Annotated in this window: 10 protein-coding genes; 8 read left to right on the top strand and 2 right to left on the bottom strand. The window is 67.1% G+C overall.

Annotated features, from left to right (window positions below):
• The first annotated feature begins 44 nt into the window (after positions 1-44).
• Genes ACFVTM_RS13545 through ACFVTM_RS13530 form a run of 4 tightly spaced genes read left to right on the top strand, consistent with a single transcriptional unit; the run spans position 45 to position 8,460 of the window.
• On the top strand, positions 45-689 hold the full coding sequence (locus ACFVTM_RS13545; RefSeq protein ID WP_390203990.1) for a hypothetical protein: 645 nt from the start codon (positions 45-47) through the stop codon (positions 687-689).
• A complete protein-coding gene (locus ACFVTM_RS13540; protein WP_390203989.1) occupies positions 686-2,023 on the top strand; it encodes a CpaE family protein in 1,338 nt (445 codons plus the stop codon). The genes ACFVTM_RS13545 and ACFVTM_RS13540 overlap by 4 nt, the downstream gene beginning before the upstream one ends.
• 57 nt (positions 2,024-2,080) lie before the next feature.
• A complete protein-coding gene (locus tag ACFVTM_RS13535) occupies positions 2,081-6,955 on the top strand; it encodes an NAD-glutamate dehydrogenase (RefSeq protein ID WP_390203988.1) in 4,875 nt (1,624 codons plus the stop codon).
• Between the two features lie 35 nt (positions 6,956-6,990).
• Positions 6,991-8,460, top strand: coding sequence for a sensor histidine kinase (locus ACFVTM_RS13530; RefSeq protein WP_390203987.1), 1,470 nt, complete (start codon positions 6,991-6,993; stop codon positions 8,458-8,460).
• Positions 8,461-8,660: 200 nt separating this feature from the next.
• Here ACFVTM_RS13530 and ACFVTM_RS13525 read toward each other — a convergent pair whose 3' ends face one another.
• Positions 8,661-8,909: a WhiB family transcriptional regulator gene (locus ACFVTM_RS13525; RefSeq protein WP_003804966.1), complete on the bottom strand. Its 249-nt coding sequence runs from the start codon at positions 8,907-8,909 to the stop codon at positions 8,661-8,663.
• A gap of 239 nt (positions 8,910-9,148) precedes the next feature.
• Between ACFVTM_RS13525 and ACFVTM_RS13520 the strand changes: the two genes are divergently transcribed.
• A complete protein-coding gene (locus ACFVTM_RS13520) occupies positions 9,149-9,721 on the top strand; it encodes a hypothetical protein (protein ID WP_390203986.1) in 573 nt (190 codons plus the stop codon).
• Here the strand turns inward: ACFVTM_RS13520 and ACFVTM_RS13515 are convergent.
• On the bottom strand, positions 9,675-13,805 hold the full coding sequence (locus ACFVTM_RS13515) for an FtsK/SpoIIIE domain-containing protein (RefSeq protein WP_390203985.1): 4,131 nt from the start codon (positions 13,803-13,805) through the stop codon (positions 9,675-9,677). The two genes, ACFVTM_RS13520 and ACFVTM_RS13515, sit on opposite strands and share 47 nt — an antisense overlap.
• Positions 13,806-14,007: 202 nt before the next feature.
• Between ACFVTM_RS13515 and glf the strand changes: the two genes are divergently transcribed.
• Genes glf through ACFVTM_RS13500 form a run of 3 tightly spaced genes read left to right on the top strand, consistent with a single transcriptional unit; the run spans position 14,008 to position 18,053 of the window.
• Positions 14,008-15,195 (top strand): UDP-galactopyranose mutase, encoded by a 1,188-nt coding sequence (glf, locus tag ACFVTM_RS13510; protein WP_390203984.1) that lies wholly within the window; start codon positions 14,008-14,010, stop codon positions 15,193-15,195.
• Positions 15,192-17,183 (top strand): glycosyltransferase, encoded by a 1,992-nt coding sequence (locus ACFVTM_RS13505; RefSeq protein ID WP_390203983.1) that lies wholly within the window; start codon positions 15,192-15,194, stop codon positions 17,181-17,183. The genes glf and ACFVTM_RS13505 overlap by 4 nt, the downstream gene beginning before the upstream one ends.
• On the top strand, positions 17,184-18,053 hold the full coding sequence (locus tag ACFVTM_RS13500) for an ABC transporter permease (RefSeq protein WP_390203982.1): 870 nt from the start codon (positions 17,184-17,186) through the stop codon (positions 18,051-18,053).
• The last annotated feature ends 1 nt before the right edge of the window (position 18,054 follow it).

Raw genomic sequence — 18,054 nt, 5'->3', positions numbered from 1 at the left:
CCGGCATCCCGGGAACGGACGGCGACGACAGGGGGAGCGGACGCATGAGTGGAAGCGCGGCGGCCGAAGGGGCCCGTTTGAAGAGGCCGTCCTGGAAGGACCCCCGGCTCCTCGTCGGAATCCTGCTGGTCCTGGCATCCGTGGTCGGCGTGGTCTCGCTGGTCGGTGCCGCAGACCAGACCACCGAAGCGTATGCGGCCCGCGAGCCGATCGCCGTCGGCGAGACGCTGACCCCCGAGAAGCTGCACCGGGTCAAAGTACGGCTCGGCGAGGTGGAACAGTACTACCTGACACCGGAGTCCGGCCTGGATGCCGGGCTCGTGGCTGTGCAGAGGATCGGCAAGGACCAGCTGCTCCCGCGCGAAAGCGTCGGCCGGCTCGATGGGCTGGACCGCAAACCCGTCGCCGTCACCGTTGAGGAAAATCTCCCCGCCCAGGCCGTGGCAGGCTCCCGCGTGGACGTCTGGGTGGCGTTGCCGGATACCCGCAACGGCTTCGCCGAGCCCACACTGCTCCTGTCCGGCGCCGAAATTGCCCAGGTCACCGCGGGCAGCACTGCCTTGGGGTCCTCCCGGTCCACGGTGGTGATGGTGCTCGTCCCGGACGCCCAGATGCCGAAGTTGCTGGGAGCCCAGGCCAACAAAGCAAAAATCGCGGTCGTCTGGAATCCCGGCGGTGCCGCGCGATGAGTATTCCCGTGGTGACTGTGGGGGATTCCCGCGACGATCTGGTCGGCGGTTTGGAGCGGCTGCACGGACCCGTCTCCGTTGTCCGGCGGTGCGGCGAGCTGGCGGAACTGCTGGCCGCCTGCCAGAGCGGGTTGGCCCGCGCCGCCGTCGTCGCGACGGGAAGCGAAGAGCTGACGGCCTCGCTGGTGGACCGGCTGTCCGCCGTCGGCGTCGTGGTCATCGCCCTGACCGACAATCCGGAGGAAACGGCCCGGCTGCGGACCATCGGCGTGGCTGCAGAAGCCCTCGCCGTTGATGCCGCAGCCCTGGCGGCGCGGATTTCTTCAGCGGTGGCGCAGCTCAGTGGCGCCGGACGCCGGCCGGAGCCGGCTGCGGCGGACGTCGCCTCCTCTGCCTCCTCCGGCGCAGCCACTGCTGCCGCACAGGTGCCGCGGCCATCCGGTGCGCACGCCGCAGGCACCCGAAGCGCTGCCGCGGTGGGCCGGATCATCGCGGTCTGGGGCCCGGCCGGCGCGCCGGGCCGGACCCTGGTGGCCGCCAACATCGCCGGTGAGCTGGCCGCGGAAGGACAATCCGTGCTGCTGGTCGACGCCGACAGTTACGGCGCCAGCGTGGCCGCCCTTTTGGGACTGCTCGACGAGGCTGCCGGACTGGCGCAGGCGTGCCGGCTGGCAGACCAGGGGCTGCTCGACGCCGAGGCCCTGCTCAGGATCGCCACTACGGTGGCGACCAAAGCCGGAACGTTCCGTGTGCTCACCGGGATCACGCGGGCGGACCGCTGGACCGAACTGCGTGCCGCGGCGCTCACCCTGGTCCTGGAGCGGGCACGGGAGATCGTGGATGTCGTTGTGGTGGACACCGGCTTCTGCCTCGAAGCCGATGACGAGCTGGGCTTCGACGTGGGCGCGCCGCGGCGCAACGCCGCGACCTTGAGGAGCCTGGAACTGGCCGATACGGTCTTTGCCGTCGGAGCGGCCGACTCCATCGGAGTGCCGAGGCTGGTCCGCGGCCTGGCCGAGCTTCAGACAGCCGTCCCGCAGGCATCACCCCAGGTGATTCTGAACAAAGTCAGGGCCGCAGCCGTGGGGCGGTCGCCGGAGCGTCAACTCAGGGCGGCGTGGGAGCGCTACGGCCCGGCGGTGTCCCTGTCGGCGTTCCTGCCGTCTGACCCCGCGGCGAGCGATGCCGCGCTGCTTTCGGGGGCCCTTTTGCTCGAATCCGCCCCCGAATCCGAGCTGCGGCAGGCGATCGCCAAATTGGTTTGTGCACCTGAACAGCGAAACAAGAAATCCTTTGTCTTTTCTTCCACAGCACGGCGCCGGACAAACGGTTAGGGTCATCATAAGAGCCGCAAAGAGGCGGCTGTGAACTTCTTTTATGGAGGCGTTTCGATGTCGTCTGGGTCCAGCGTGGAGGATCAGCCCGTTTCGATCAGTGGTGGCAAAAGCTACCTCGGGGATTACTACGAGCACCTCGCGGAGGAGGACTTCCGGGCATATCCCGAGGAAGTCCTGACGGCCAGGTCCGAAACACACCGCCAGATTGCGGCGACGCGGCTGCCCGGTGTCGCGAACATTGCCATCCGTGACGAGGCCGATTGCAGCGTCCTCTACATCGTCACCGATGACATGCCTTTCCTCGTGGACTCCGTCAACGCCGAACTGGTCCGCCAGAACGCCCCCATCCACCTCGTGCTCCACCCGCTGTTCGTGGTGACGCGCAACCGCGAGACCGGCGAACTGGTCAAGGTCGCGCGCGTCCCCTCCCACCTGGGCATCTCCAGCGGTGACACCGCGGCCATGCCGAACCTCTCCCACCTGATCGCCGAAGGCGACAACGCCTCGCACATGGAGTCCTGGATCGCCGTCGAAATCGACCTCGTCGGCGAGGACAAGCGCGCGGAACTGGTGAAGGGGATCTCCCGGGTGCTCGGCGACGTCCGCGCCGCCGTCGAAGACTGGCCGAAGATGCGCACCAAGGCCCTTGAAATCTCCGCGGACCTGGACCGGCTGGCCAACCGGGCACAGATTGCCGAGCTGCGCCAGGCCCAGGACCTGCTCCGCTGGCTCGATGACGGAAACTTCACCTTCCTCGGCTACCGCGAATACGACCTCGTGAACGAATCCGGCGAGGACGTGCTGGAACTGCGCGAGGAAAGCGGCCTGGGCCTGCTCCGCGCCGGCGCGGACACCCGCCAAATCCAGCACCTCACCGAGGCCGGCAGGAAGAAGGCACGCGAGAAGCGCGCCCTCGTCATCACCAAGGCAAACTCGCGCTCCACCGTGCACCGCCCGGCCTACCTGGACTACATCGGCGTCAAGAGCTTCGACGCCGCCGGAAACGTCAACGGGGAGCAGCGCTTCATCGGCCTCTTCGCCACGACCGCCTACGCCGGATCCGTGCGGGATATCCCCGTAGTCCGGGAAAAAGTCGCCGCTGTATTGCACGACGCCGGCTTCCCGCCGGATTCGCACTCGGGCAAGGACCTGCTGGGCATTTTGGAGACCTATCCCCGCGACGAGCTCTTCCAGATCGAAATCCCGGACCTCGCCGCCATCGCAACAGGCATCCAGCGGCTTCAGGAACGCCGCCGGACCAGGCTCTTCCTGCGGCCCGACATCTACGGCCGGTTCATGTCCGCCGTCGTCTACCTGCCGCGCGACCGCTACACCACCAACGTCCGCCTGCGCATTGAGCAGGAACTGCGGGAGACGTTCAACGCCGTGTCCATCGACTACGAAGCGCGGATGACCGAATCCGCGCTGGCCCGCCTCTTCTTCCGGATCCGGCTGCCGAAGGACGCCGACGTCAGCCACGTCAACAGCGATGAGCTGGAGAAGCGCCTGGTCCGGGCCGCCCGCTCCTGGGGCGAAGGCATTTCCGAGGTCCTGCGCGCCCGCGCTGGGAGCGGGGGTGCCGGTGTCAGGGAGGACGGTTCCAAGGAACTGGCCACTGTCTGGGCAGAGGCGTTCCCGCCCAGCTACCGCGTGGACTACGAGATCGAGGACGCGCTCCAGGACATCGACCGCTTCGAAAAGTACGGTGCCGCGGCCGAACGTGCCGCGGAGGCCGTCAAGGAACAGCCCGGCGTCCACGTGTATCTGCCCGAAGGCGCCGGAGCCACGCTGGAAGAGGACGCACGCGTCAAGCTCTACATGCTGGAGCCAAAGAGCCTGAGCCAGATCCTGCCCTACTTCCATAACCTCGGCCTTGAGGTGCTGGACGAACGCCCGTTCGAGATCGAGACCGCGGATCACCGGGACTTCTTCCTCTACGACCTCGGCCTCAAGTACCCCGCCGGTGTGGACCCCACGGCCACGGGCCAGCTGCTGGCCGAGTCCTTCGGCGCCGCCGTGACCGGCGCCGTGGAGTCGGACAGCTTCGACCGGCTGGTGCTGCGGGAGGGCATGCACTGGCGCCAGGTGGTGGTGCTGCGGGCCTACGCCAAGTACATGCGGCAAATGGGCAACACCAACTCCTTTGGTTTCCTGGCCGACACCCTGCTGGCGAACCCGGATGTCACGCGGGGACTCAGCGCCCTGTTCGCGGCACGCTTTGACCCGGCGCTCAGCGACTCCGATCGCCTGCTCAAGGAGATCGAGGTCCTCGCCGGACTGGATGACGCGATCGAGAAGGTCGCGACCCTCGACGCCGACCGGGTGCTGCGTACGTTCAAGAACCTAATCGAGGCCACGCTCCGGACGAACTACTACCAGAACAAGGCCCACCTCAGCTTCAAACTGGACCCGTCCCGCATCGAGGGCCTGCCGTTCCCGCGGCCCATGTTCGAGATCTGGGTCTACGCTCCCCGGGTCGAGGGTGTCCACCTGCGCTTCGGCAAGGTGGCCCGCGGCGGGCTGCGCTGGTCCGACCGGCGCGAGGACTTCCGCACCGAAATCCTCGGCCTGGTCAAGGCACAGACTGTCAAAAACGCCGTGATCGTCCCCACCGGCGCGAAGGGCGGCTTCTACGCGAAGCAGCTGCCGGATCCGGCCGTTGACCGGAGCGCCTGGATGGCCGAAGGCATTGAAAGCTACAAGACCTTCATCAGCGGCCTGCTGGACATCACGGACAACCTCATCACGACGCCGGAAGGCGAAACGCTGGTGCCGCCAGCCGACGTCGTGCGCCACGACGACGACGATTCCTACCTCGTGGTCGCAGCCGACAAGGGCACGGCGTCCTTCTCCGACATCGCCAACGGCCTCGCCGCGGAGTACGGCTTCTGGCTCGGCGACGCTTTCGCCTCCGGCGGCTCGGTGGGCTACGACCACAAGGCCATGGGCATCACCGCCCGCGGGGCCTGGGAGTCGGTCAAGCGCCACTTCAGCGAGCTGGACCTCGACACGCAGTCCGAACCGTTCACGGTTGTCGGCGTCGGCGACATGTCCGGTGACGTGTTCGGCAACGGCATGCTGCTCTCAAAGCACATCCGTCTGCTGGCAGCCTTCGACCACCGGCATATCTTCCTCGACCCCACGCCGGACGAGACAACGTCCTACGCGGAGCGCCAGCGGCTCTTCGAACTGCCCCGGTCATCCTGGGACGACTACAACAAGTCGCTCATCAGCGAAGGCGGCGGCGTCTTTGCCCGGCAGGCCAAGTCAATCCCCGTGTCGGCGCAGGTCCGCGCCGCCCTGGGCCTCCCGGAGGGCACCACGGAGCTGAGCCCGCCGGAACTCCTGCGCGCCATCCTCCTCGCGCCAGCGGACCTGCTCTACAACGGCGGCATCGGCACCTACGTCAAAGCCAGCACCGAAACGAATGCCGAAGTCGGCGACAAGGCCAACGACTCCATCCGCGTCGACGGCCGCGAACTGCGGGTCAAGGTGGTCGGTGAAGGCGGAAACCTGGGGATGACCCAGCGCGGACGCATCGAGGCCGCGCTGCAGGGCGTCATCCTCAACACCGATGCGATCGACAACTCGGCCGGTGTGGACTGCTCGGACCACGAGGTCAACATCAAGATCTTCGTGGACCGGATGGTCGCGGCGGGCAAGCTTGACCCCGCCGAACGTGCGGACTTCCTGGCCTCCATGACCGACGAGGTCGGCCGGCTGGTGCTCGAGGACAACATCGACCAGAACATCCTCCTGCTCAACGACCGCATGCGGGTCTCCGAATGGAGCCCCAGCTACGAACGGCTCATGGACTGGCTGGAAAAGTCGGCCGACCTCAAGCGCGACCTCGAGGCGCTGCCCACCACGGCCACGTTGCAGGAGCGCCTGGAACAGGGCCAGGGGCTGACGTCCCCGGAACTTTCGGTCCTGGCCGCCTACGCCAAGATCGAACTTGCCAGCGCGCTGCGCGACAGCGATCTCGCCGATGACCCGTGGTTCCGCACGACGCTGCGGGCCTACTTCCCGAAGCAGCTGCGGGAGAGGTTCGACGCCGAACTGGACACCCACCCGCTGCGCCGCGAAATCATCGCGACCGTGGTTGCCAACGACATGATCAACCTCGGCGGCATCACCTTCGCATTCCGCACCATTGAGGAAACCTCGGCCACGGAAGCTGCCGTAGCCAAGGCGTTCGTGGCCCTCCGCGAGGTCTACGAGCTGGACATCATGGTCAAGGAACTCAACGAACTGCCGGCGTCGTTCCCGACCGAACACTGGAGCACTGTCCACCTGGACATCCGGCGGCTGTTGGACCGCGCCGTCCGTTGGCTCCTGGGCCAGGGCTCCACATCCCGTCCCATCGCCGATATCGTGGCCGAATTCAAGCCGCTAATGGATCCCATGCGGGCCCGGCTGCTGGACTACCTCCGCGGCGACGACCGCGCCCGTGTGGCCGAATGGCTGGAGAAGGCACGCAGCTGGGACCTTCCCGAGGACCTGGCGCACCGCTGGGCCGAGCTGTTCGAGAGCTTCGTGCTCCTGGATATCGCCAAGATCGTCCATGTCAGCTCGGAATCCGTGGCCGACATTGCCCACGTGTACTACACGGTGTTCAACCGCTTCCACGCAGATTCCCTCCTCGAACGCATCACCAAGCTGCCGAGGGCGGACCGCTGGCAGGCATTGGCCCGTGCAGCCCTGCGCGATGACCTCTACTCCACTGTCTCGGACATGACGATGGCGGTCCTGGAGAGCACACCGGCCGGGACTCCCGCGGAAGAACGGCTGGCCGCCTGGGAGAGCCAGAACGTGGAACAGCTCACCCGGGCGAAGTCAATGTTTGACGAGGTCAATGCCCTCGAGGCCGATGACATGGCCTCGCTGTCGGTAGCATTGAGGCTCTTGAGGTCAATCGTTCGACGCTAGGGGCTGCCGTCCCCGGCGTCGCAAATGGAGGTGCTGTGGCAATCTTTACGGACCCTATCAGGGAGCATGCTGATTTTGGGCCGGGGGACGCCGAGTGGCTGCACCTCCTGGTCGGCGACTGGCAGATGGTCGCCGACCTCGCGTTCGCGGACCTCGCCCTGTGGTTCCCGCATCCTGAGTTCGGCTATGTGGCGCTCGCCCACGTCCGCCCCTCCACCACGCACACGGTGTTCCACGCCGACTTCGTGGGGGAGGGGATCAGGTCGGACCTGCAGCCACTGGTCGACAAGGCGTGGGAGAGCCGCGCGATCGAGCGCTCCAACGAGACCAACTGGAGCAGCGACATGGCCCTGCGGGTGGAGGCGGTCCCGATGGTCCGCAACGGCCGCACCCTGGCCGTCGTGACTTCCCACATGGACCTCTCCAGCTCGCGGATGCCTTCCCGCCTTGAGCTCACCTACCGCCAATGCGCCTACGATCTGCTGCGCATGGGAACGTTGGGGCTGTGGCCGGACTTCGCGTCGCCCACGGGCTCGCGCCGCGGCGCCCCGCGCGTCGGTGACGGCCTGATCAGGCTCGACGCCGAGGGGATCGTGCAGTACGCCAGCCCCAACGGGGTGTCCGCGTTCCGCCGCCTCGGCGACGGCGAGTCCCTCGAGGGCCGGTCCCTCGCCGAGGTCACCGCCGGGCTCCTGAAGGACCGGCGCTTGGTCGATGAGACTCTGCCGCTCGTCGTTACGGGCCGCATGCCCTGGCGCAGCGAAATCGAGTCACGCGGCGTCAGCCTTTCGCTGCGGGCCATCCCGTTGCGCGACGAGCAGCAGCGGTTCGGCGCCCTGGTCCTGTGCCGGGACGTCTCGGAGCTGCGTCGCCGGGAGATGGAACTGGTCACCAAGGACGCCACCATCCGCGAGATCCATCACCGCGTGAAAAACAACCTGCAGACCGTCGCAGCCCTGTTACGGATGCAGTCGCGGCGCATGGTCAGCGACGAGGCCAAGCAGGGGCTCGAGCAGGCGATGCGGCGGGTGGCGACCATTGCCCTCGTGCATGAGACGCTTTCGCAGGGCCTGACCCAGAGTGTTGATTTCGACGAGCTGATCGGCCGCCAGTTCCGGCTCTCGGCCGAGGTCGCCTCGCCCTCCCAGCAGGTCAAAACCCAGCGTTCGGGACTCTTCGGGGACCTGCCGAGCGACTTCGCCACCCCGTTGGCCCTCGTCATCAACGAACTGGTCACGAACGCCGTCGAGCACGGGCTAGAGGGACGGACCGGTACCGTCTGGCTGATTGCCGACCGCTCCGAAACCGAGGACGGCGACGAACTTCTCACCGTGAGGGTGGAGGATGACGGCGTCGGGCTGCCGGGCACACCCTACACCGAGGGCCTTGGCCTGCAGATCGTGCGCACACTGGTCACGAGTGAGCTTGGCGGCACGATCCACTGGCAGGCCAGGGACGGCGGGGGAACCGCTGTCCAGATTGTCCTGAGCCTTACGGCACGCTGACAATCCGCCACGCTGACATTCCGCGCAGTGCAGGTGCCCCGAATTGACGGGTTTCACGTCACTGTCTGAAGCTCCCGCCGGCCGACGGGGTAGTACCGCCGGCCGGCGGTCAGCGGCTCAAACGGGCAATGGCCGCGGACCCGTGGGTCCGCGGCCATTGCTGCGGGTGGTGCGTTGCTGCCGGCATTCCGGCAGCGGGATCAGGAAGCTCGCCGTGCCCGGGCCGCGCGGCGCTTCAGGGCGCGGCGCTCGTCCTCGCTCATGCCGCCCCAGACTCCGGCGTCCTGGCCGGACTCCAGAGCCCATTGCAGGCAGGTGTCAACGACGGGGCAGCGCCGGCAAACGCTTTTCGCTTCCTCGATCTGCAGGAGGGCGGGGCCGGTGTTTCCTACGGGGAAGAACAGCTCCGGGTCCTTGTCAAGGCAGGCTGCGCGATTACGCCAATCCATGCTGATCAGTCACTCCATTCCTGGGAACTCGTTAAATGCCTTTGTGAAATTATTCACTAGAGGCTTCATAAGAAAAGGGCCCATTGGGGCCCCCTCGGTCATCTGGATTAAGCGTGTCATGTTAACGCTGTGTAAACAAGGGGTAATAGAGGTCAAGATGCCTCGAGACCGTGAGCGATGCATCACATTCAGTGGCGGCGTCCTCACATCTAGACGACTATGTCCGGTAGTGTGCCAGTGTGTCAAGGCCCCCTGTGAACCCTGAAGACCCCCGTGAAAATGCCGACAAAAATGCCGGCGGAAACCCCCGTGATGACCCCCGGGGCAATGCCGAGGAAAGCGGCGGGCAGCGTCCCGGCGAGAGTTCGCCCCGGAGCCCGGCGGACGAGCCGGTCGGAGCGGCTGCCGGAGACTCTGTGCGGCCAAGGGGAATTATTGTCATCGCGGTCATCGTCGCGCTGGAGGCCACGGCGCTGCTCGTGGCGGGAGGCTGGTACGGAACCCAGCTGCTGACCGGCGCACCTGTCCTCTCCTTCTGGGGTGCCGTCTTCACGCTGTGCCTGCTTCTGGCGTTCTCCGTATGGCTCTTTGCCGTGGCACGCTTCCTGCTCCGCGGGTTCCGTTGGCCGCGGGCCGGTGCCTTGGTGGCCCAGCTCTTCGTGTTGACCATTGGCTTTCCGACCCTGACCGGTGGCTTTCCGCTGGCCGGACTGGCCATGTTGATCCCGGCGGTGACCGCAATTGTGCTCCTGTTCGACAAGCGGGTCATAGCCTTCGCCTCACGGGGAGCCGGAGCCCCGCCCGCTCTGTAGTGGCCAACTGGACCGGCGTCGCCCGGCCGTCGGAAATGACGACGGCGCGTCCCGGCGGAGGATTTTCCTCCGCGTCGAACCGGACCCCAAAGGGCTCCCCATCCATGAGCCCCCGCGGGCAAATCAGGACCCCGCGTCCCTGGCTGCGCGCGACGGCAGCGAGGAGCACCTGTTGCCCGACGGCCGGGCCGGATCCCGCAGCGAGGACCACTCTCCACCCAAGACTGTTCAGGGCCGCCAGGGCGCTATTGGCTGCATGCGTAAGCAGGTCAGCGTCGTCCGCGAGGGCTATTGCTCCGCGGTCCAGAGTGCCCGCGAGCGCGCTGGAGTGGACCTCGGACCAGTACTGGCCGGGATCGGTGCCCGGCTGCGGCGCGAGCCAGGTGCAGTCGGGGTTCATTCCCGGGAGCGCAGCCAGCAGGCTGCTCTTCCCGGAGCCGGGGCCGCCGAGGACCGCGAGGACGCCGCCGCCCGGGAACCGAACTGCCTGCGGCCGAAGTTCGTCCCCGCCGACCCCGAGGAGCAGTCCTGCTGCCGGCTGGCCAAGCCCGGGGTTGCCACGTTGGGCCAGCACCTCGTCCACAGTCACCAACGCAGGCAGGGAGTCCACCCGGAAAGGCCTCATCGCGACGGGTCCACCCGTGGGGTACAGCCCGCCGGTGACTGCTGGTTCAAACAGCTGGGCCGCGTGGCCGCTCGCCAGAGGGCTCGGCACGAAGGCACCGAACACAGCTACGCGGCCGGAGACCGGCTCCAGCGCCGGGAGCCGCGGCCAGGCAAGGCGGCCCTCTTCGGTGGACCCCGCAGGAAAATACATCCGGTTTGGCAGGCCAGCGAAAAACCTGGCGGTCACGAGCTCGCGCCCACCGGAGGCGATGACCGTGATCCCTGCCCTGGAACCGTCCCGCACGATGTCCTGAACGAGGTCTTCGGCCCACGCCAGCGGCCCGGAACGGAAAGCCGAAACCCAGGCGCCCCAGCCACTGAGCACCAAGACGAGTTCGGGCCGTGGCCGGGCCGCGGGCGCACTCAGCCGTGACGTGACTTCGCCGGCAACCCTCCGCAGTACCCTGGCGGCACGCCGCACTTCGTGCAGGCCGGCCGCCGCACCGATCCGGGGCGCCGCCGGGGCGGCGCTGAAGGCACCGGCGGCGTCGAGGATGTAGAGGTGCGACTCCACCACGCGGTTCAGGAGCTGTTCTACAGCGAGGGCCACGGCGGGGTCGGCAGCGCCTGCGTCAGCCTCGACAAGGCCCAGATGACCGTGCCCGGCAGGACTCCAGTCCAGTTCCGTGACGCGCTGGAGTTCCGGCAGGTCCACGCGCCCGAACCTGACGGTTTTCAGGTCTGCGGGCACGTAACCCGGATGTGGCAGCTGCGCCGGCAGGGGATCTGCCACCGGCCGGCCGGGTCGCCGCCCGCCCAGATCCTGCCACAGGCGCACAACGGTGCCGATGAACGGCGCCGCCCCCTGCCCCGGGGTCAGGCCCGGGCCGCCATCGGGATCTTCGCGGCCGGGGGAGACGCCAGCGCGAAGCCCGGCACCAAGCCCGGCGACGACGTGCGGCCGCGTCACGTGCTCCGTGACCGTGCGAACAGTGACCGCACTGTTCGCCCGCCCGGCGGTCCCGGGCGTCAATGTGGCCGTCTGGAACTCCTCCGGGGCCTGGGCGCCGCGGATCAGGAACGCCCGCCCGGGACGTGCGATGGGGATGGCGGCCGCGAGCCCGGAGCCCATGACGTCGAAGGATTCGGGACCGGACTGGACCCGGAGGGCGATGCAGGAGGTGACATTTGCCCTGATGTCGGCGTTCAGTGCTCCCTGCGGGCGCTGGGTGGCCATGATGAGATGGATCCCCAGCGATCGGCCGATGGCGGCAATCCTCATAAGCTCGGAGAGGGCCCCGGGTACTTCATCGACCAGGATCCTGAACTCGTCTATGAAGATGACCAGATAGGGGACGGGCGGTCCGGCCGCCTGCGACGACTCGTACGCCGCGAGGTCCGGGGCAAACGCCTGGGCGAGAAGCTCCTCCCTTCGCCTGACCTCGGCCCGCAACGAAACGAGCGTCCGCTCCACTTCCGCAGCGCCCAGATCCGTCAGCATGCCGACGCAGTGCGGTAGCCCTGCCAGGGGGCCCAGGCCCGAGCCGCCCTTGAAATCGACGAAGAGAAGGTTGACGCGGTCCGGTGGATGGCTGGCCGCGAGGCCGGCGGCCAGAGTCCGCAAGAACTCGGATTTCCCTGAACCGGTGGTCCCTGCGACCAGGAAGTGCGGACCGTCCGCCTTCAGATCGATCCGCAAGGCCCCGAGGATCCCCGCGCCGACGGGCGCACCCAGTCCGGCGTCCGAGCCGCTCCGGGACCAGCGCCGGGAGACTTCCTGTGCTCCAAGGGGAAGGACGTCAGCCAGGGAGGGCCGTTCCGGGATGGCCGGCGGGGGAGCCGCCGTGGTCCGCGGTGTGGCACTGAAGCCCCGGCAGAAGCGGTCAAAGGCCACGGCAGGGACCAGATCCGGAATGAAGTCCATGGGCGGTGCCCCGGCTGTCATGAGGACGCTGGGCCTGCCGAGGACAATTCCAACGTGTTTTCCGGGACGCTGCTCCGGCGAGCACTCGATCACCCTCCACCCGTGTGCTGCGGCAAGGGACCGGAGCGCCGGCCCGGCACCGGCCGCCGCTGCGCTCGCCGCTGTCCCTGGCGGCCCGGGAGTGTCCCAAAGGAAGAGGACTGCGCCGTCGAATCCCCCGCCCGGACCGCCCGGACCGCTCGGAGCATCCGGACTGCCGGGACCGTCCGGATCCCCGGTGCCTGCGGCCAACAGCGCAGCAGTGGTGGCGTCGTTCCCGGACAACGTGACGCCGGGCAGGAAACGCGCGGACAACGGCAGAGTATCCACAGGGCCATGTAGGAGCAGACGGGTGCTGCCGCCGAGGGGATAGGCGGCCAGTTGCATGATGAACGAGCGCACCAGCCCCGCCACGGCAGGTCCAGGGCCGTGGATGGTCACCACCGCCGGCGCCGGGTCCAACGTCAGGGGCACCTGGCCGAGCGGCGGTGGGCAGAACCTGGCATCCGCTGGCTCCAGCCGGATATTCGCCGCCTGATCCGCCAGCCCGAGCCGCAGGCAGATGCCCGGTGACTGCCCTTCGGCTGAGCGGCTCGCCGCGGTTAACCCCGCCCCGCACGCGATAGCCAGGTCCGCCGCGGAAGGAGCGGCCGCCCGGCGCCGTTCCCTGTCCTGCAGCGCGGCCTCCGCCACGGCGGCGCTGAGTTCACTGCGCTGGCGGCGCCCTGACAGGAATGGGACAAGGACGGAGACGGCTGACACAGCGGTGAAAGCCAGGAACATCCACATGCCGGTGAAAAGTGCCAGGCCGACGCCGGCCGCGAGCGGCAGCGCCGCGGCCAGGACCATGCCGGCCCAGTGAGTGGGGGCAGCCGCGGCGCGGACAACCAGCGGGGCGGAAACGCTGGAGCCCGCGAGCGCCGTCACGGAGTCCCCGGCAGCGTGGGGCACAGCCGGCGGCCCGAGACGGAGCGAAATCGTGGAGTCGCCGCACCGGATCGAGGACGCCGTACTCACCGGTGCGGTCCGGACTTTCCGGCCGTCGACGCTGGTTCCGTTCGCACTCCCGAGGTCCACGATCGTGACGTCCGAGTCTGACACGTCCAGGCGGGCGTGCTCCCGCGAGAGTGCGGCATCCGGGATCACGATCTCGGTGCCGCGGCGTCCGATCCGGAACCGCCCCCGATGCAGGGCAACAAGCGTGCCAGCGCCGGGCCCGCTGTCCACCGTGAGCAGCAACGTGGCAGTCCGCGGCTGGGCCTGCCCGGAGCGGAATACTTCAGCGCCTTCAACCAATACGGCACCCTGGACCAGGGGAGGCACGCCAACGCTCATGGCGGCGACCGGCGCTCCCCGAACGGACAGCCCGCCGGTCCCGTAGCGCCGTGCGATGGCGGCCTCCAGGTCCGTGCCCGGGCAGCGGTCGGGAACCTCGACGGCCAGTTCAACGAGCTGCCCGTCCAGCGTCGAACCTGACGAAAAGGTGCACTGTGCGAGAGTGCAGTGGAAGATCATCCGGGCATCCTTTCCGCCGTGGCAGCCCGGTTCCACGTTAGGGATGCCCGGGCCCGGCTGCGCCCGGAAATTGCGCCATGTGGATAAACGGTGGGCAGCCGTGCGGCAAGGGCCGGGCGCCGACTGCAAGGGAGCCTCGGGTAGGCTAGTTCAGCAGACAATGCGCAACATTGGGCTGCCCGCATTCGAATCAGGAGAGTTTGTGACCGCTGACCTCGTCATCGTAGGGTCGGGCTTCTTTGGCCTGACAATCGCAGAACAGGCCGCCACAGAGCTGGGCTTGAAGGTAGTCGTCATCGACCGCCGCCACCACATCGGCGGCAATGCCTACAGCGAAAAGGAAGAGCAGACCGGCATCGAGGTGCACCGCTACGGCGCGCACCTTTTCCACACGTCCAATGACCGCGTGTGGGAGTACGTGAACCGCTTCACGACGTTTACGAACTACGTCCACAAGGTGTACGGCGTGCACAAGGGCGAGGTCTACTCCCTGCCCATCAACCTGGCCACGATCAACCAGTTCTTCCGGGCCAACCTCACTCCCGGCCAGGCGCAGGAACTGATCAAGGAGCAGGCCGGCGAACTGGCGGGCACCGATCCGCAGAACCTGAACGACAAGGGCATCCAGCTCATCGGACGGCCGCTCTACGAGGCGTTCATCAAGCACTACACCGGCAAGCAGTGGCAGACGGATCCCAAGGACCTGCCCGCGGGCATCATTTCCCGCCTTCCCGTCCGGTACAACTACGACAACCGGTACTTCAACGACAAGTACGAGGGCCTGCCGACCAACGGCTACACGGCCTGGATCGAAAAGATGGCCGAGCACCCGAACATCGAGGTCCGGCTGAACACGGACTTCTTCGACGAGTCGCACGAATACAGCAAGGACAAGGTGGTCGGCAACATCCCGGTGGTATACACCGGACCCGTCGACCGCTACTTCGACTACGCCGAAGGTGACCTTTCCTGGCGCACGATCGACTTCGAGGAGGAAGTCCTCGACGTCGGCGATTTCCAGGGCACCTCCGTGATCAACTACAACGACGACGACGTGCCGTTCACGCGCATCATCGAGCCGCGCCACTTCCACCCGGAACGCGACTACCAGACGGAAAAAACCGTCATCATGCGCGAGTTCTCCCGCGCGGCCGAGAAGGGCGACGAGCCCTATTACCCGATCAATACCGCCGCGGACCGGGACCGCCTGCTCAAGTACCGGGACCTCGCGGCAGCCGAAAAGGACGTCCTCTTCGGCGGACGCCTCGGCACGTACAAATACCTGGACATGCACATGGCCATCGGCTCTGCCCTGACCATGTTCGAGAACAAGATCCGGCCGCATTTCGAGGCCGGCGCCACGATTGAAAGCGGAGGAGTGGACGCATGAGCGCCGCTGAAGCGACAACCGGCTGGAACCCGATTCAGCGGGTCATCCTGCCATCGACGGACCAGACCGACACAGTACCCCTCTACGCTGACGCCGGCACCGCCAGCGGCATCCGGCTCCGGGAGAACGACGAGTTCGCCCGCACCCCGAAGCTGCTCGAGGACAAGCTGCAGATGTTCAGCTCCGAGACCCGGGTTGCGCATTTCGAGGACCTCCTGGGCCGGCACTCCATGCGGGTGCGCTCGGGCGAGCAGCTCTCCTTCGGCACCTATTTCAACGCCTTCCCGGCCAGCTACTGGCGCCGGTGGACCTCGGTGCGGGACATCCGCCTGGTCGTCGAGACCAGCGGTCCGGGCACGGTCACGGTCTACAAGTCGAATGCCCGCGGATCGGTCCAGCGCGTCGACGGCAAGCACGTCGACGGCGAGGCCACCTCCACGTTCGAGCTCTCGCTCAAGCCCTTCGGCGACGGCGGCTGGTACTGGTTTGACCTGGCCGCCAGCACCGGCGACCTGGTCCTGAAGAACGGTGCGTGGGAGGCCACAGGCGGTCCCGCGACCAAGGGCCAGGTGACCCTCGAGATCACCACCATGAACAAGCCCGACTTCTGCCTGAACAACGCCCGCATCCTCGCGGAGAACCCGGACGTCCTCGAAAACGTCAAGGAAATCCTGATCGTGGACCAGGGCACGCAAAAGGTCGAGGACCAGGAAGGCTTCGCCGAAGTCCGGGACGCCCTCGGCGGCAAGCTGCGGGTCATCAACCAGGCGAACCTGGGCGGCTCCGGCGGCTTCGCGCGCGGCATGTTCGAGGCCGTCGAAAACGGCAGTGACTACGCCCTGCTGCTCGACGACGACATCGTCGTCGAACCTGAAAGCATCGTGCGGCTCCTGACCTTCGCCGACCACTGCCGCAAGCCGACGATCGTCGGCGGCCACATGTTCGACCTCTACAACCGCAGCGTCCTGCACACCTTCGGCGAGGTCGTGGACCCCTACCGGATCGTCCCGGCCCTGCCCCATGCCGACATGGAAACACGGCACGATTTCAGCGTTGCGAACCTGCGCCAGACGCCGTGGCTGCACCGCCGCGTGGACGTGGACTACAACGGCTGGTGGATGTGCCTGATCCCCACCAAGGTGATCCAGGAAATCGGGCTGTCGCTGCCGCTGTTCATCAAATGGGACGACGCCGAATACGGGCTGCGCGCCCGGGAAGCCGGCTTTGCCACGGTCTCGATGCCCGGTGCCGCCGTCTGGCACGTGTCATGGATCGACAAGGATGACCTCGTCGGCTGGCAGGCCTACTTCCACGCGCGCAACCGGCTGATCACCACGCTGATCCACAGCCCGTACCCCAAGGGCGGCCGTGTGCTGCGCGAATCCTTCCAGTCCGACGTCAAGCACCTCGTCTCGATGCAGTACTTCACCGAGCACGGCCGCATCGACGCGCTGCGCGACCTCCTGAAGGGCCCCGACGACCTCCACAAGGCGCTCGGAACCAAGCTGCCGGAAATCAACGCCCTGAAGGCGCAGTACCCGGATGCCCAGCTGAAGGAAGACGTCGACGACTTCCCGGCGCCCAAGATCGGCCGCGGACCGATGGGCGGAACCGTTGTGGGGCTGCCCAGCAAGAAGCAGCTCATCCCGTGGGGCATCAAGACTGTTGCGCGCCAGCTGATCAAGGCGCCGGGACCGGAAAGCGCAGAACGGCCCCAGGGCTACCTGGCCCACCGGGACAACCGGTGGTACCGGGTGGCGCACTATGACAGCGTCGTGGTCTCCAACGCGGAGGGCACCGGTGCCTCGTGGTACCAGCGCGACCCGAAGAAGCTGAAGGGCATGCTGACCGAAGCGACCTTGCTGCACGCGAAGCTGTTCCGGGAATGGGACAGCCTTGCCGAGCAGTACCGCCGCGCGGTGACCGAGATCAGCTCGATCGACGCGTGGAAGAAGACGTTCGAGGCGAATTCCGAGGACGGCAGCTAGATGGCAGGTCAAACCGACCAGCTGATCAAGCCCGGAACCGGGCTTGGGCTGCTGGACGTCTACGGCGACCGCTTCCTGCTGAAGCTGCTGGTGCGCAAGGAAATCAAGGTGCGCTACCGCGGCTCGGTGCTGGGCCTGCTGTGGTCCTACGTGAAGCCGCTCGTGCAGTTCCTGATCTACTTCGTGGCGCTGGGCATTTTCCTCAACCTCCAGCGGGGGACGCCGAACTATGCGATCTACCTGTTCTCCGGCATAGTCCTGGTGAACTTCTTCACCGAATCGCTGTCCAACGCCACCCGGTCGATCGTGGACAACCGCGACCTGATCCGAAAGATCTACCTGCCCCGGGAACTCTTCCCGGTGGCCACCGTGTGGGTCTCGGCGGCGCACTTCCTGCCCCAGCTGCTGGTGCTGGTCGGCGCATGCCTGATAGTGGGGTGGGCTCCCTCACTGCTGCAGCTCGCCGTAGTGGTCCTGATCTTCGTGATGGTGGCCGTCCTCGGAACGGGCCTCGGCCTGCTCTTCGGCGCCGTCAACGTCTATTTCCGGGACTCCGAAAACATCGTGGACATGATCGTCATGGTGGTCACGTGGGCCTCCCCGGTCCTCTACCTCTGGTCGATGGTCCAAAAGGTGATGGGCGATTGGTTCTGGATCTACCAGCTGAACCCGATGACGGTCGCCGTCGAGGTCTTCCACTGGGCCTTCTGGGAACCGACGCTCAAGGCGGACCAGATGGTCAACGACGCCTCGCCTCCGGGCATGCTGACACTCTGGCTGCCCGTCGCCCTGCTGATCACGCTGGCTGTGCTGTTCCTCGGGCAGTGGACGTTCCGCCGGCTTGCCGTCCACTTCGCACAGGAGCTCTGAC

It is taken from the genome of Arthrobacter sp. NPDC058130 (assembly GCF_042884475.1).
GTDB lineage: Bacteria > Actinomycetota > Actinomycetes > Actinomycetales > Micrococcaceae > Arthrobacter.
Note: the sequence above shows the minus strand (reverse complement) of the source record. Positions and strands in the feature narration are given on the sequence as shown.